The organism is Agarivorans sp., assembly GCF_050295395.1.
In the GTDB taxonomy this organism is placed as follows: Bacteria; Pseudomonadota; Gammaproteobacteria; order Enterobacterales; family Celerinatantimonadaceae; genus Agarivorans.
Window position 1 is genome coordinate 1 of record NZ_JBNKPP010000308.1, and the last position, 15549, is coordinate 15549.

13 protein-coding genes are annotated in these 15549 nt (G+C 45.3%); 4 read left to right on the forward strand and 9 right to left on the reverse strand.

The window, feature by feature from the left end; genetic code table 11:
• The 4 genes from ACQY6Q_RS18410 to proV form a co-directional block, all read right to left on the reverse strand.
• A partial coding sequence (locus tag ACQY6Q_RS18410; RefSeq protein ID WP_427983675.1) for a cupin domain-containing protein occupies positions 1–762 on the reverse strand: 762 nt, incomplete at its 3' end.
• A gap of 255 nt (positions 763–1017) precedes the next feature.
• Positions 1018–2025, reverse strand: coding sequence for a glycine betaine/L-proline ABC transporter substrate-binding protein ProX (gene proX, locus ACQY6Q_RS18415; RefSeq protein WP_427983677.1), 1008 nt, complete (start codon positions 2023–2025; stop codon positions 1018–1020).
• Positions 2026–2049: 24 nt separating this feature from the next.
• Complete coding sequence (proW, locus tag ACQY6Q_RS18420) at positions 2050–3162, reverse strand: glycine betaine/L-proline ABC transporter permease ProW (protein WP_427983678.1); 1113 nt, start codon at positions 3160–3162, stop codon at positions 2050–2052.
• Positions 3159–4352: a glycine betaine/L-proline ABC transporter ATP-binding protein ProV gene (gene proV, locus ACQY6Q_RS18425; protein WP_427983680.1), complete on the reverse strand. Its 1194-nt coding sequence runs from the start codon at positions 4350–4352 to the stop codon at positions 3159–3161. Before proV ends, proW begins: the two co-directional genes overlap by 4 nt.
• Positions 4353–4897: 545 nt before the next feature.
• On the opposite strand from proV, the gene ACQY6Q_RS18430 reads away from it, so the two are divergent.
• The gene (locus tag ACQY6Q_RS18430) at positions 4898–5977 is read left to right on the forward strand and encodes a GGDEF domain-containing protein (RefSeq protein ID WP_427983681.1); all 1080 of its coding nucleotides are present in this window, start codon (positions 4898–4900) and stop codon (positions 5975–5977) included.
• Between the two features lie 54 nt (positions 5978–6031).
• On the opposite strand, the gene ACQY6Q_RS18435 is transcribed toward ACQY6Q_RS18430, so the two are convergent.
• Positions 6032–6652, reverse strand: coding sequence for a LysE family translocator (locus ACQY6Q_RS18435; RefSeq protein ID WP_427983683.1), 621 nt, complete (start codon positions 6650–6652; stop codon positions 6032–6034).
• A gap of 236 nt (positions 6653–6888) precedes the next feature.
• On the opposite strand from ACQY6Q_RS18435, the gene ACQY6Q_RS18440 reads away from it, so the two are divergent.
• A complete protein-coding gene (locus ACQY6Q_RS18440) occupies positions 6889–8883 on the forward strand; it encodes a peptidase U32 family protein (protein ID WP_427983684.1) in 1995 nt (664 codons plus the stop codon).
• Between the two features lie 105 nt (positions 8884–8988).
• A complete protein-coding gene (locus ACQY6Q_RS18445) occupies positions 8989–9471 on the forward strand; it encodes an FKBP-type peptidyl-prolyl cis-trans isomerase (RefSeq protein WP_427983686.1) in 483 nt (160 codons plus the stop codon).
• 10 nt (positions 9472–9481) lie between these two features.
• On the opposite strand, the gene ACQY6Q_RS18450 is transcribed toward ACQY6Q_RS18445, so the two are convergent.
• The gene (locus tag ACQY6Q_RS18450) at positions 9482–11014 is read right to left on the reverse strand and encodes a phospholipase D family protein (RefSeq protein ID WP_427983688.1); all 1533 of its coding nucleotides are present in this window, start codon (positions 11012–11014) and stop codon (positions 9482–9484) included.
• Positions 11015–11183: 169 nt separating this feature from the next.
• On the opposite strand from ACQY6Q_RS18450, the gene ACQY6Q_RS18455 reads away from it, so the two are divergent.
• The gene (locus tag ACQY6Q_RS18455; protein ID WP_427983690.1) at positions 11184–13325 is read left to right on the forward strand and encodes a YgiQ family radical SAM protein; all 2142 of its coding nucleotides are present in this window, start codon (positions 11184–11186) and stop codon (positions 13323–13325) included.
• Positions 13326–13378: 53 nt separating this feature from the next.
• On the opposite strand, the gene ACQY6Q_RS18460 is transcribed toward ACQY6Q_RS18455, so the two are convergent.
• The 3 genes from ACQY6Q_RS18460 to ACQY6Q_RS18470 all read right to left on the reverse strand — a co-directional run.
• Positions 13379–14161 carry an EAL domain-containing protein gene (locus tag ACQY6Q_RS18460; RefSeq protein ID WP_427983692.1) on the reverse strand — a complete coding sequence of 261 codons (783 nt, stop codon included), beginning with the start codon at positions 14159–14161 and terminating at the stop codon, positions 13379–13381.
• Positions 14162–14328: 167 nt separating this feature from the next.
• On the reverse strand, positions 14329–14964 hold the full coding sequence (gene narL / locus ACQY6Q_RS18465; RefSeq protein ID WP_427983694.1) for a two-component system response regulator NarL: 636 nt from the start codon (positions 14962–14964) through the stop codon (positions 14329–14331).
• Positions 14965–14978: 14 nt separating this feature from the next.
• On the reverse strand, positions 14979–15549 hold a 571-nt coding region (locus ACQY6Q_RS18470), incomplete at its 5' end, for an ATP-binding protein (protein WP_427983696.1).

A 15549-nucleotide genomic window follows, 5' to 3' on the forward strand; every position in this document is an offset into this window, starting at 1 on the left:
AATAAAGCTGGTGCGCGACATGCCCACCAGTTTGGCGAGTTGCTCTATGTTGAGCGGGGCCGCGGGGTCACCGTGGATCTGCGCAATGGCGGGAGCGAGACGTTTATCGGTATGGGCTAATAGCCAGCCGGGGTGATTTTCACTGACTTGAGCTATCCAAACCCGAATACTTTGCAAAATAAGTACATCAGCCAGCTTACTAATGATGAGGCTCGCAGCATACGCTTGGCTGGTGGCTTCTTGTTGAATTGCGTCCACCATCGTCTTGATTAGGGGATAAGCCGGTGAATCGCCAGAAATCAAAATGTATTCGGGCATCGAGCTAAACACGGCGCGACTAATTTCGCCGTCAAATAGCACCGTGCCACACAGGGTGGTACTGCTGGGGCCTGTTCCGCTAATGGTGAGTATTTCGTAATGCTCGCTGATCCTCTGTAAATTCTGTTCAAATAAATCGGCTGCAGGGCTGTTATTGCTATCCACTATCTCGTGGCCTAGGCCGTGAGGTAATAGTATAAAGTCGCCGGCTTGCAAGGCTATGCAGTGTTTCCCAATTTTTACCAGCGCTTCACCATGTAAACTTAGGTGAAACATAGTGCTATTGGCGATGGCTGGTATTTTAAGCCCCCATGGCTGGTTTAACTGGGCATGGGTGTAAAACACACTGCTCATTTTGAGTTGCGCTAGCGGCGAGTTGGCTTCACTTTGCGCTTGTACACTGGGGCGTAGTTGATTTAACTCAAGGGCTGGTTGGTGATCCACTATTGGTATTCCCTGCAAACAATTGGCGATAAACAATAAAAGCATCGCTTAACTTTCGCTAATTAACAACGTTTAGGACTCAAGGTAATGCTTGGCGTTTAGCGATGTTGATTCAATTAGCCGAGCGTTTGGTGTTAATGGCTTGCTAGTTGAGTGTTTAGGCTTTACTGGGGTATTAAGCGCAGACAGTAGTCACTTAGTTGTAATAAAAAAGCCCCAGCAAGCTGGGGCTTAGAGTACGGCTATTGGGCTTAATTATTTAGCCGCTTTTTTCGCTTCTGCTATCCAGCCATCAAACTTGGCTTGGTTAGCTTTAATCCAGCCGTTTACGTGAGCTTCGATATCTGAAGGTTTGTTCTTACCTTGGCTCATCATCATGTTTTGCGCACTCACATCGTTGATGTTCAGCTTCATCACTTCGAATAACTTAGCCGCAGCTGGGTTTTCTTCAGTGAATTTTTTGTTCGCAACAATCTTCATAGAGTTCATCTGGAAGCCGTAGTTTTTACCGTTAGGTAGGGTTGTGTCTACGTCGTCACGCTCGCCAGGTAGCGAAGAAAATGGTACTTCTAGCCATACTACGTCTTTACCGGGAACCAACACGCCACTTACCCAGTAAGGAGTCCATGTGTAATACAGAATAGAGTCACCTTTTCTGTAACGGGCAATGGTATCAGCGATGATCGCCGCGTAGTTACCTTGGTTATGCGTTACCGTGTCTTCCAGTTCAAAGGCGGTTAACTGATGTTCAATTACGCCTTCACAACCCCAACCAGGGTTACAGCCGGTTAAGTCGGCTTTACCGTCGCCATTGGCATCAAACAACTTGGCAATTTTAGGATCTTTTAATTGGCCAATATTGGTAATGTTGTACTGATCAGCTGTTTTCTTATCAATCAAGTAACCTTGCGCCGCACCTGAGATGTATTCTCCAGAACGAAAGAATTTGTCTTCACCACCAGATTTGGTGTATTTATCGGCGTGTAGAGGAAACCAGTGAACCGCAAGAAAAGTGGCGTCACCTTCGGCAATAGAGGTATAGCCTACGTTGTAGTCCACTTCTTTAGTTGGGCTCACGGTGTAGCCGAGTTTTTCTAGTGCTTTGTTTACTATCAAAGTTTGGAAAGTTTCTTCCGCTACAGTTGATTGTACTGGCTGAACGGTGATTCCTTTACCGGGCAGCTCCTCGGCAAAACTACTTAATGATAGTGTCGCGCTAAGCATGGTGGTTGCGGTGAGCAACGTTTTCCATGTGGTGTTCATGCATATCTCCTTGTGTTGCAGTACTTAAGAGGGTTTAACTCTTTTATAAACAGAATGTAGGATGGCGGCAGGACCAGACTGATACCAACGTGTTTTTTGGTCCCGAGATTCAACGCCAATGGTTTGGGTTAGGCGGTCGAGCAAAATAGCTAAAATCACAATGCCTAAGCCCCCAACTGATGCCATGCCCATGTCTAAACGGCCGATACCACGTAATACCATTTGGCCTAAACCGCCAACGGCGATCATTGAGGCAATCACCACCATTGATAGTGATAACATCAGTGTTTGGTTTACCCCCGCCATGATGGTGGGCATAGCGAGCGGTAGTTGGATGCGATAAAGCATTTGTTTGGAGCTGGCGCCAAACGCGTGGCCAGCTTCAATTAGCTCTTCTGGTACCTGTTGAATGCCTAAAACTGTCAGCCGAACAATCGGCGGTAAGGCGAAGATAATGGTCACCACTACGCCAGGCACGTTACCAATACCAAACAGCATCACAATTGGTACTAAGTAAACAAAGGCCGGAGTGGTTTGCATCGCATCTAAAATAGGCCTAACGATTTTGGAGGCGCTAGCGCTTCGGGCTAGCCATATCCCCATCGGTAAGCCAATTAGTAAGCAGAAAAAGACCGAAGTGAGTACTAAGGCCAGGGTCACCATGGCTTCTGACCAAGCGCCAATTAAACCAATGGTAACCAGCGAGCAAAACGCGGCTATGCCCATTTTTCGGCCAGCTAGCTGCCAAGCAATAAGGAACAAGATCAGCAACATGATTGGTGCAGGGGTGGATACCAAAGCGGTCTCAAACGAGCGCAAGGTAATATCAATGGGCACTCGAATCGCTTGGAAAATCGGACGCCCGTGTTCTACTAACCAATTCAATGCAGTTTCTACCCATTGGTCAAAAGGCACTACCGCCTCTCTAAATGGGTCCATCCAGTCAAAGGGCTGGCTTACATCGGTGCTGGTTAACCAGTCATTACCTGCGGTGGCGCTATCGCTGGCTCCGCCAGACCAAGCATCGCCAGCTGCGCTGCTGGTATCGGGCGTAGCCCAAGGGTCGGCTGGGGTGTCTTGACTCGCGGCCGACCAAGGATCGGCAGTTTCACTTGTTGAATTTTGTTCGCTGCTCATGCTTCTTCTCTATCTAATACTTTCAATAGTCGTGACTTGGTAATCACACCAAAATATTTGCCCTGTTCATCTACAACCGGCACCGAGTAGGGCACCTGAGCCACAGAAGTGATCAGTTCGCTGACGGCAAGCTCTGGGTCAATGGTGATGGTGTCGTCTAACATGGCACTGCTGAGAGAGCGGTTTTCTTTTTTGGCTAGCTTCAAAGACTCCAGAGAAACGATGCCAGAAAACTTATTGGCACGGTCTACTACAATGCCAAATTCGCGGTCGTTATCAGTAAGCAATTGAATCGCTGTTGCTGGGCCGTCATGCTCATGCTTTTTAAATACGGCGGCAGGGTTTTTCACGGCAATATCTTTAGCACTGAAAATAGTGGCGGGGTTGACCCCGCGGAAGAACGAGCGAACGTAGTCATTGGCTGGTTTTTGTAAAATCTCGTCGGGCGTGCCCACTTGAACCACTACGCCGTCTTGCATGATGGCAATACGGTCGCCAATGCGCATGGCTTCATCGAGATCGTGGGAGATAAACACAATGGTGCGTTTATCATCGTTTTGTAGACGAATTAATTCATCTTGCATCTCGGTACGAATGAGAGGATCGAGAGCCGAAAAGGCTTCATCCATTAACAGAATGTCGGGGTCGTTAGCCAGTGCCCTAGCCAAACCTACTCGCTGTTTCATACCGCCCGATAACTCGTCGGGGTAAGAGTCGCAGTAGGGTTCTAAGCCCACTCTGGCTAGCGCCGCTTTAGCCGACGCATTGCGTTTTTCCTCGTCAATGCCTGCCAGTTCTAGCCCAAAGGCGGCATTTTCTAGCACAGACATATGTGGCATTAAGGCGAAGTTTTGAAACACCATGGAAACGTTTTGGCGACGCACTTCACGTAGTTCTGGTTCAGAAATTTTTGCAATGTCTTTGCCGTTTAACAATACGCTGCCTCGTGTGGGCTCAATTAAACGGTTCAGTAGTCGAACGAGAGTGGATTTACCCGAGCCAGAAAGGCCCATGATGACGAAGATTTCACCCTCGTTAATGGTTAATGAGACATCTTTAACACCAACAGTTAACCCAGTTTGGTCAAAAATTTGATCCTTATCTAGGCCCTTGTCGATGAGAGGAAAAGCTTTTTGCGGCGTATCGCCAAACACTTTATACAGGCTTTTCACTTCCAGTATGGTTGACATGGAACTTATCCTTGTTTTACGAAAAACAACTTATTACTCAATCAAATTATTAAGTACTCTAAATAAATTTGTGATCATTATCAAGTGTAACACTTAAACAAGTGCTCAGCTCTATGTGTTTAAGTGGCTGTATTTGGATGTTTTTTTACAGGTGCATTGTGTCAACTGTGAACAGTTCTAAATTTTAGTGTAGAGACAATTATTTTGATTGGAGAGGGCGATTTGAAGGCTTAAATATGAGCCTTTTGGCTAACAGTATTAGCTATAGTTGTTAAACTTTTGCTAGCAAGTTAATAGTAGCAAAGCTTAAATTTATCAGTAGGTAAGAGCAGGCTACTGCAGAACTGAAAAGTTATTAACATGCTATTGTTGTTATTATGTAAAAAGGTATTTTGTCACTCAGTTTATTATGCTGAAGATGGGGGAATACTCCGCCCGAACCGATTTTTGCTGAGTTTCTGTCGCAGATACAGGTGATTTAAGGCTGGCCGAATAAGCGATGTAAATTGGCCGATATTTTTATCGTTTGTCACAGGGAATGTAGTATGAAACCGACCGATAGCTCGCTGCTTGAGCAGATGCAAATTAGTGAAGTTGAAATACAAAACAGAATGGCTTTATTAGGCTTGGACGAGGCAGGCTTAGATTTAATTGCCAAGCAGCGAGGCTTAATTGAAGAAGAAGTCGATAGCATTGTTAATCGTTTTTATGAGATTCAAACCGAAGTGGATGAGATAGCCTCGTTAATTGGAGATACTGAGACTTTAAACCGTTTACGTGCCGCTCAACGGCGTTATATCACTGACTTGTTCTTAGGGGTATGCGATTCAGACTACGTTAATAATCGGCTGCGTATTGGCATGGTACACAAGCGCATCGGCGTAGAGCCAAAGTTGTACTTGTCGGCAGTAAGCACGCTAAAAGATTTGTTATTTGAGTTACTGAGTCATCACCTTAAAGATACGCAACAACTTGCCGCGACTTTAGCGGCCTTAGATAAGTTGTTTTATTTCGACACTACTTTGATATTCGATACCTATATTGCCAGCTTGGTAGGGGAAATTGAGTTAGCTAAACGCAAAACCGAAGACTATGCCAAGAGCTTAGAGCAGAAGGTTGCCGAGCGAACTCGCCAATTAGAAAAACAAACCCGTTTAGATGGCCTAACCGGCATTTATAATTTAAGAGCCATGCAGGATATATTGCACCGGGAATTGCTGGTAGCGCAAAGGCGCGAATCCAAGCTGTGCTTGGTTTATATCGACTTAGATAACTTTAAACAGATTAATGACAGTGAAGGCCACTTAAAGGGAGATGAAGTCTTGAAGTGCGTAGCTAAGATCTTGTTAGCGAGTATTCGAGAAGTGGATGCCGCTTGTCGTTATGGAGGTGATGAGTTTTGTTTAATTCTACCAGACTGCGATGCCGATAATGCCTATTTAGTGTGTCAAAAAGTGATCGAAAACTTTTTGCAACATTATCAAGATTTTTCTTTAAGCATGGGGGTGGTGCAAACCGGTCCTAAGAGCTACTACAGTGATGAGCAAATCATAAAACTCGCCGACGAACGCATGTACCTGGCTAAGGAGCAAGCAGGTTGTAGTATTTACCAAGCGGAAAATTAGACGGCCGATCGCCGCCACTAGGCGAGCATCGGCAAGCCATTAAATAAAGCGGTGCTAAGTGCTGACCAGCCAAATACCTACGCCTATCATTAACGTGCCGGAAACTCGGTTCAGTAGTCGAACATTACCACTTTTGTTGAGAAATACCCGCAGGGTTTTACCGCCGCTGGCGTATAAGCTCATGCAAACAAATTCAGAAAGCAAAATAATTGATACTAGCAGGCTGAGTTGTAAGACGAGTGGTTGCTGCGGCTGAATAAATGGGGGCAGTAGCGAAATCATAAATGCCCAGCCCTTGGGATTGGCAATGGCGGTGATAAAACCCTGTATGGCTAATTGGCGTTTGCCTATGTGTTTTTGCTCTGAAAATTCGCTTGGAATGGCCATTTTCCCGCGCGAGCGCCACATTTGCACCCCAAGGTAAGCCAAATAGCTTCCACCTAGCCACTTTAATACACTAAAAATGTGAGGGTATTGCAACATGATAGCGGCCACCCCAATCACTGCCAGCACGGCTACAATACCCACGCCCAACATTTCGCCAATCATCATCCAAAAAGTGCGGCGTATGCCTATGGTCATGCCCAACGTCATGGCTAGGGTCATGCACATCCCGGGAGTTATTGAGACAAAGAAAAAGGTAGGAATGAAAATAAGTAATACAGAAAGATCCATTTAGATTACCAACAGCGTTTTCGTTAAGCCTAAACTTTACACTGTTCTAATTTTCTTTGTCTAACGAAATGTAAGCAGACTTAAACGAGAATGTTGGTTATTTGTACTTTGTTAGCCAAATAGCTGGCTGGCCCATTGGTTTATTGACCGAGATTAATCAAAGGCGATATTGTTCAGCATTATTAGCAATGGATGATTACAATCGTCCGCTGTTTGTCCCTTGCTAGTTGTTATTGATGAATTCTCGTTTTGAATTATTAGCCCCTGGCGGCGATTTAGAAGCCATCCACGCGGCCATAGCCGCGGGCAGTGATGCCATTTATCTTGGTTTAGATCGATTTAATGCGCGTAACCGGGCTAAGAATATCTCCTTGGCCGAGCTCAAAGCGGTGTGTCACTTGGCTCATCAGCATCAGTGCAAAATATTTGTCACTTTAAATGTGATGCTGCTAGAGAGTGAGTTGCCCGCCTTGCTGCGTTTGCTCAATCGCTTGATTAAGTTGAATGTAGACGGCCTGATAGCCCAAGATTTAGGTTTGCTATATTTGCTTCATCAACATTTTCCGAATGTGGAAGTGCATGCCTCTACCCAGCTAAATACCCATAATGAGGGGCAAATTGACGCCTTAAAGTCCTTAGGGGTGAATAGAGTTAATTTAGCTAGAGAACTAAACCTAGAAGAAATCACCGCCTTAACTCGTCATGCTGCGACTCAGCAGATGAAAATTGAAGTGTTTGTGCATGGTTCCTTTTGCGTGGGTTTTTCTGGCCTTTGTTATATTAGCTCTACTCGCAACGGCTGCTCGGGGAATCGTGGGCGCTGTAGCCAACCCTGCCGCGATCAATACCAAACCACCGAACAAGGCAATGCTTTTCCGTTAAACCTCAAAGATAACTCTGCCTTTGTTGAGCTTGATGCGCTAGCTAAAGCCGGCGTGTATTCGCTAAAAATAGAAGGGCGGATAAAAAGCTCGCACTATGTATTTAGCGTAGTTGCTCAATGGCGTGAGCAGTTAGACCGTTATCAGCAAGGGCAGCCATTAGTTAAGGATTTAAGCAACTTATACAAAGTGTTTAACCGAGACTTTACGGCCAATTATTTAAGTGGCGAGATTGGTAAAGCCATGTTTATTGATAACCCAAGAAACAATGCGTTGAGCCATTTCGTTGAGCAGCGCCAGCTTACTCAACCAGAGCAGATTAAGCACTTAAAGCAAGAGTTGTATCAGCATAACAGTTCACTGATGCAGCAGATGCGTGAACAAATCGCCGCCATGCAGGCCTCGGCTCAAGCACTGCCGCGTGAGTTGCAGGCAAACCAAGCTAAAGCGATAGACGTGCAACTGCCGCAGTACCGTATGGAAGATGACCCCAATACTAGCCCCAACTTGGCGGTGTTGATTAACCAAGCTCAAGATATTGTTTTAACTAAGCAAGCCGAACTAGAGGTATTTTGGGCTTTGCCTAATACCTTGTCGCATAAACTTGATCAGCACATCGCTTTGTTTAAGCAACATCCTGATTTAAATCCGTGGTTTCCAGCAGTGTTGATTGATAAAGACTATGCCGCTGCCAAGCAATTTTTAGCACAAGTGAAACCCAAGTTATTGGTGACTAATAATTTAGGAGTGGCAGAGCTGGCTAAGCAAATGGGTTTGGCGTGGGTGGCTGGCCCGCAAATGAATACTGCAAATTCCTTGGCTATCGCTTGTATACAGCAACATTATAAGGGGCAAGGGGCGTTTTTAAGTAATGAGCTAAATGCTAAACAACTGCAGCGCATTGTTATACCCAAGGGCTTTCGCAGTTTTTACAGTATTTTTCATCCCAACCAACTGTTAACCAGTCGCCAATGTTTGTTTCAGCAAAGTAGCGGTTGCAAAAAGCAGCGGCTTAACAAGTCGTGTTTGAGTCGTTGCACTAAAAGCACGCGGATCCTCAACTTAAAAGATGCTCAGTACATTATTGATAAACAAGCGGACGAGTATAACCACCTGTTTAGCCAGCAACATGTATTGAATACTCAGGCTATCAAAGAGTTGGCTTATAAGTTTAGTGATGTATTAGTCGACTTACGCAACATCGCTACCGATACCATTTGGAGCGGCTTAAGCAATACCCAGCTGGTGGCTCTATTCCAAGATTTTATTGGCCAAGATGCGGCTGCCGAGGCGAAGTTACAGGCTTGGTTATCGCCTTCAATTAACCAGCAATACTTAAAAGGTTTGTAGTAGAGCGCCAAGTCTTTTGCCTAGCTGGATAGAAATTTATACGCTGAGCCATTAGAATCGGGGTTCGGCGGGTGACCGCAAATTCATTTAACCAAGGAATCATTAATGATTATCGCAAAAGACGACGTTGCCATCTTTGAATACACCGTAACCGCAAATGGTGAACAGCTTGATACCTCAGAAGGCAAAGAGCCGCTTGCCATTATCGTAGGTCAGGGGCAATTAGTACCCGGTTTAGAACAAGCACTTATTGGCAAACAAGTTGGCGACAAATTTGACGCTGAAATTGCCGCTGAAGATGCTTACGGAGAACGCAACGATAATCTAGTTCAAGCGGTACCAAAAGCCATGTTTGGAGATGTTGAAGTAGAAGTGGGCATGCAGTTTCGTGCGACTACCGACGAAGGTGAACAGTCTGTGGTCATCATCGGCGTAGAAGATGATGAAGTCATTGTAGACGGCAACCACCCTCTAGCGGGCATTGATTTAGCCTTTTCTATCGAAGTGACCGAAGTTCGTAAAGCCACAGAAGAAGAATTAGCGCATGGTCATGTTCATGCGCCAGGCGGCTGTGGGCATCATCACTAAGCGTTCGCTTTTATAGCTGACTTTCTATCGGTAGCAGGCCAACTATCCAGGATTGGAATCGTCTCCAGATACTGGCTTGTGGCTCGCTATCGTAGATGCTGGCAGGCTTGTCTCGGTAAGCTTCTGTCCAGAGCAAATCATTGTTACTGTCCAAGCTTAACTGGTAGCTTTTATAGGGCAGGTTCATCTTAACTTTATGGGCAATTTCTTTACTTAGGTCGGGGCAGGTGAGCACTAAGCCCATTTCTGTATTTAAACTGATTGAGCGAGGATCCCAGTTAAATGAACCGACAAATAAAGTTTCTTCATCAATCACAAACACCTTACTGTGTAGGCTGGCCCGCGAGGCGCTTTTACCAAAAAAGGCTAAACGCTGCTTTTGCTTAGCGTTAGGTTTTAGCTCATATAAAAACACATTACCTTCCACTAACCGCTTGCGATACTTTTTGTAACCCGCGTGCACTGCTGCCACGTCAGTTGCTGCCAATGAGTTGGTTAATACACTAATATCGATGCCCTTATCTGCGAGGGCGACTAATGCATCGGTACCCGCTTCGCCCGGCACAAAATAGGGGGAACTAAGCAGAATGCTTTGCTCTGCGTGGGTTAACAGTTTAGCCAGATTGTGGGATACATCCTGTGGGTAGTCTGTGCCTTTCACTGGGTGGTCGACCAGTACGTCGCCATCACACCAATATAAAAAATCGGCCATGCGTTTATCCGTTAATAGCTGTGCATAACGTTGGTGAGCCTGAATAAATGACTTTACATCGTTCTGGTAAAGCTGTTGTTCTAATTTGAGAAATTCAGCATGGCTGTCTACGTCTTTACTGTTTAGTGCTTCAATCGGATAGCTTTGTTCACTGTTCCAATATAAGTCGAAGGCTTGACTCACTTTCTCTACTACTGGACCAATCGCTAAGGCGTCGAAATCGCTGAAGTTTACTTCTTCCGTTGCGGCAAAATACTCATCACCAATGTTTCTCCCGCCCACAACCGTGGCTAACCCGTCGATGGTTAAAGACTTGTTATGCATGCGTTTATTTAAGCGCCCGAAGTCACCCAACATATTGCCGCCACGGAAACCGCGTTGGTAGAAGGGGTTAAATACTCTTAATTCGATGTTGGGCTGCATGGCCAAGGCTTTGAGTTTGTCGTCCATGCTGGCGGTATTAATATCATCAATCAGTAGGCGTACGCGAACACCTCGGTGGGCGGCTTTTAATAAGCGGGCGAGAAAGATGTCCCCGGTTAAATCTCCTTTAAGCATGTAATACTGGGCGTCTATGCTTTGACTGGCTTTATCGATTAAAGCGATGCGTGCTGCAAAAGCGCCCAAACCATCACTCAATACTAATACCCCGGTACGTTCGGGTTGAAAGTCCCTTAGTCGTTGAACATCTTGATAGTTGTTGCTGGAAGGATCGGCTACTAGATAGCTGCTGGGCTGTTTAAATTGCGCAAGCAATTCAGATGAAGGCCGCTGAGCACAAGAAATAAGCCCAAGGCTGAGTAGCAAAATGATTAACAATCGTAGCGTCACTGGGAAAATCCATTTCAAACTAATACTTATGTGGATAAAAATTTTAGTTTAAATTTATAGGCTTGGCTAGCGATACGCTCTACAGCTATGTTACGTAGCTGTTAATTCGGTTCCTCAGCACTAAGATAACGTATATAATGTCGCGCTTCGTTTCTTGAGACCAAATTATATGCATACCGCTCCCATTCTATTTAAGCCAGAAACCTGCGTTAACAAACAACGTGCCGCTGCGCCATTTTTGCCGATGTCACGCGAGGAGATGCAAGCGCTAGGCTGGGATAGCTGTGATGTAATTTTGGTCACTGGCGATGCCTATGTCGACCATCCTAGCTTTGGCATGGCAGTGATTGGTCGCATGTTGGAGGCTAAAGGCTTTCGCGTAGGCATTATTGCTCAACCCGATTGGACCAACAAAGAACCTTTCATGCGTCTGGGCAAACCAAATTTATTTTTTGGGGTGACAGCCGGCAACATGGACTCGATGATTAATCGTTATACCGCTGATAGAAAACTACGTCATGATGATGCCTATACGCCCAATAATGAAGGGGGTAAGCGCCCAGATCGAGCGGTGATTGTTTACTCGCAGCGTTGTAAAGAAGCCTATAAAGATGTACCGGTGGTGTTGGGTGGTATCGAGGCCAGCCTGCGCCGAATTGCCCACTACGATTATTGGTCTGACAAAGTGCGCCGCTCAGTATTGTTTGATGCAAAAGCGGAGTTATTGATTTACGGCAATGCCGAACGCCCCTTAGTGGAAGTGGCTTATCGGCTTAGTCAGGGTGAAGATATTGCTGAGTTAGATGACGTACGCGGTACCGCCTTGATCCGTAAACAGCCTTTAGCAGGCTGGAGTGGTTTGGACTCGAGTCATCTGGATAAACCGGGCAAAATCGATCCGATCTCCAGCCCCTATGCAGACACCGAAGAAAATTGTGCTAGCCAAGAGCCGCCAGAGACCGAGTCTATAGCTGGTGAGGCCCAGGCTAAGCCGATAGTAGTGCAACTGGACAAAAAGCGCCCTTGGGAAAACGTTTATATTAATTTACCTGCCTATGAGCAGGTTAAAGTTAATCAGGTGCTGTACGCCCATGCCTCACGTATTTTTCATCTAGAAACTAACCCCGGTTGTGCTCGAGCTTTGGCTCAGCGCCATGGCGATCGTATTGTTTGGCTAAACCCGCCAGCTTTGCCCTTAAGCACTGAAGATATGGATGGGGTATTTGGTTTACCTTATCAACGGATCCCGCACCCTAGCTACGGCAAGGCGAAAATTCCTGCTTACGAGATGATCAAGTTCTCGATTAACATCATGCGTGGCTGTTATGGTGGCTGTACCTTCTGTTCGATTACCGAGCACGAGGGACGGATTATTCAAAGTCGCTCGCAGCAATCGATTATTGGTGAAATTGAGCAGATCCGCGATCAGGTGCCTGGCTTTACTGGCGTGATTTCTGACTTAGGTGGTCCAACTGCCAATATGTATCGGCTTAATTGTAAGAGTCCAAAGGCCGAGGAAACCTGTCGTCGTTTGTCTTGTGTTTACCCCAGCATTTGTCACCACATGGACACCGATCATACGCCTACCATTGAGTTGTATCGTGAAGCGCGCAAAGTGGAAGGGGTTAAAAAAATCTTAATTGCTTCGGGAGTGCGTTATGACCTAGCGATTGAAGACCCTCGCTACGTGAAAGAATTGGCGCTGCATCATGTGGGCGGCTATTTAAAAATTGCCCCAGAGCATACCGAAGAAGGGCCATTATCCAAGATGATGAAGCCGGGTATGAGTACCTATTACAAGTTTAAAGAATTGTTTGATAAGTACTCCAAAGAAGCGGGCAAAAAACAATACCTAATTCCTTACTTTATTTCGGCTCACCCCGGCACCAAAGATGAAGATATGGTGACTTTAGCGCTGTGGTTGAAGAAAAATAAATTTAAATTGGATCAAGTGCAAAACTTCTATCCGTCGCCTTTGGCTAATGCCACGACGATGTACCACACCGAACGCAATCCCTTACATAAGGTGACCCATACCAGTGAGCGGGTATCGGTAGCAAAGAAAGGGCGTCAACGCCGTCTGCATAAGGCTTTATTGCGTTATCATGATGAAAAGAACTGGCCAATTATTCGTGAAGGCTTAAACAACATGGGCCTAAGCAAATTAATTGGCAACGGATTACATCACTTGGTGCCGCCAGATAATCGCCGCGGTGGACGAACTGCAGCTCAACGTGGATTTAAAGGGGCGAAGAACAGCCAGTTAGCGGCCACTCGCTTTACCAATAAACAATTTAAGCAGAAGCGTTAAATTGATGATTTAGGCACTTATTTCGATAAGTGCCGTTATTTTTTGGCTTAGTTTTAGTGAGAACCAAGCTGAGAAAAGTCGACCTTGGGTAAGCTTTGAAAACCCGGCTTAGCGAAGTAATAACCTTGCATGAGTTCGACCCCGCAATCGTGTAAAAACAGCATTTCTTGACGGCTTTCTATGCCTTCGGCCAACACCGTTACGTTCAGTTCGTTAAACATTGCTACGCTGTGTCTTAATATGGTTTGCCGCGCAGGATCTTTATCAATGTTGCGGATCAGCGCCATGTCTAACTTAACGATGTCGGTTTGAAAATCAGCCAATAGATTTAGATTTGAATAACCCGCACCAAAATCATCAATAGCTGTTTTAAATCCTAGTTGCTGATAGTGCGCAACAATGTTTTTAATGTGTTGGGTATCGGTGACTTGTTCGGTTTCGATAAACTCAAACATGATTTGTTGGATGGGAAACTGATACTTTTCTGCGGCCTCAAGGGTAGTGCGAATACAGCGCTCTGGCCGATACACCGCATTGGGTAAAAAATTAATACTCAGCATGCCTGGTAGTTTAAGCTCGGCGGCCAGTGCAATGGCTTTAACTCGACATAGCTGGTCGAAACGGTAGCGGTTTTGATCGTTTAGCTGCGAAATAATGGTATAGGCTGGTTCATTGTTAAGTCCACGAACTAGGGCTTCATAACCAAAAATCTGCTGACTGGGGTAGTGAACAATGGGCTGAAAGGCCATGGTGAAATCAAAGTCCAGTTGATGTGACTCTCGGCATTGCTGACAAGAAGTATCATGTGTTGTGTTAGCTTGTTTCATCAAGTTCATGAATAACCCAGTGGGTGGAATTTATCTCTAATGATTAGATTAGTTGCTGATATATCGCTGAACAACTGTAATGCCAAAAAAGCGTTAACTAAGACGAGTAATAAATCATTGTTGTGAGGTGATTTATGTCGACTAATTAGGTGATTAGCTAGCCTGCTCGGACTAGTTTAAGCCATGTGCTCTAAGTACATTACGGTTAGTTCCACCCGTGACTTGGCATTGAGTTTACGAAGCAAACTTTTAACGTGAACCTTAACCGTGCCTTCGGTAATACGCAGTTTATCGGCAACTTCACGGTTACTCGCGCCTTTGGCTATTTCATTAAGGGTTTGTAATTCACGCTTGGTGACGGTCTCAAGTTTTTCGGCAAATTCGTCATTTTCGTGAAGGCAATTTAGATAGGGCAATAGTTCATCGCTCAGCACTTGCTGGCCTGCGGCGGCCAGTTTGAGCTGCTCATGTAATTGCTCTGGTTCCATATCTTTTAACAAATAGCCGTCGGCACCAGCATTAATCAGCTTAATGACATCTTGTTTAGCATCCGATACGGTAAGAATAATAATGGTGGAGCTGATGTTTTTTTCTCTGAGTAATTTAAGCGTATCTAAGCCAGATAAACCCTTCATATTGAGGTCTAACAACACAATATCGGGTTCTAGCTCACAGCAAATTTCTACCGCTTGAGCGCCGCTGCCGGCTTCGGCAACCACTTGAAACTCTGGCTCAATATTTAAAAACTGCACAATTCCTTTGCGCATTAATGGGTGGTCATCCACTACTACAATCTTGATAGCTTGGTTCATGATTAAAAAAATCCTTATTGAGTTTTTCTTGGAACGCTTAATTTTACTAAAACACCACCGCTGGGTGATTGCTCAAAACATATTTTGCCGTTTAGGCGTTCAGCGCGCTCCTGCATAATTTGTAAACCGTAGTGCTCGTCGAGGTGTTTAAGTTTGCTTCCTTGTAAACCGTTATCCGCAACTTCGATGGTAATTTGTTCCGCATCACCGACACAACGTATTGAAATTTTATCACAGTCAGCATGTTTTAAGGCATTGATGATCGCTTCTCTAACGATTTGAATAATATGAATTTGCTTGTTGGCCTCAACCATGTCGTTAGCAATATCGGTAGTCAGCTCAATCTGTTGTGGATATTGGCTGGCTAACTCTTCCACTAATACTTGCAGCGATTCTACCAATAGGGCGCTTTTGATCGTCAAGCGGAAGGTTGATAGTAACTCCCTCAGTTGTACATAAGCTGCACTTAGCACCGATTGAATTTCTTCACTAATTTCGAGACTTTGCTGGTAGTCACAGGGAGATTGTTTCAACTGCCTTTGCAATAAGCTGGTTTGAATTTTAAGGTAAGACAGCGTTTGGGCG

What these genes read in the sequence shown, in the direction of transcription:
- ACQY6Q_RS18440 (WP_427983684.1), top strand. Translation starts at nt 6,889, where the DNA reads ATGAATTCTCGTTTTGAATTATTAGCCCCTGGCGGCGATTTAGAAGCC.
- ACQY6Q_RS18455 (WP_427983690.1), top strand. Translation starts at nt 11,184, where the DNA reads ATGCATACCGCTCCCATTCTATTTAAGCCAGAAACCTGCGTTAACAAA.
- ACQY6Q_RS18460 (WP_427983692.1), bottom strand. Translation starts at nt 14,161, where the DNA reads ATGAACTTGATGAAACAAGCTAACACAACACATGATACTTCTTGTCAG.
- ACQY6Q_RS18445 (WP_427983686.1), top strand. Translation starts at nt 8,989, where the DNA reads ATGATTATCGCAAAAGACGACGTTGCCATCTTTGAATACACCGTAACC.
- ACQY6Q_RS18430 (WP_427983681.1), top strand. Translation starts at nt 4,898, where the DNA reads ATGAAACCGACCGATAGCTCGCTGCTTGAGCAGATGCAAATTAGTGAA.
- narL (WP_427983694.1), bottom strand. Translation starts at nt 14,964, where the DNA reads ATGAACCAAGCTATCAAGATTGTAGTAGTGGATGACCACCCATTAATG.
- proW (WP_427983678.1), bottom strand. Translation starts at nt 3,162, where the DNA reads ATGAGCAGCGAACAAAATTCAACAAGTGAAACTGCCGATCCTTGGTCG.
- proV (WP_427983680.1), bottom strand. Translation starts at nt 4,352, where the DNA reads ATGTCAACCATACTGGAAGTGAAAAGCCTGTATAAAGTGTTTGGCGAT.
- proX (WP_427983677.1), bottom strand. Translation starts at nt 2,025, where the DNA reads ATGAACACCACATGGAAAACGTTGCTCACCGCAACCACCATGCTTAGC.
- ACQY6Q_RS18435 (WP_427983683.1), bottom strand. Translation starts at nt 6,652, where the DNA reads ATGGATCTTTCTGTATTACTTATTTTCATTCCTACCTTTTTCTTTGTC.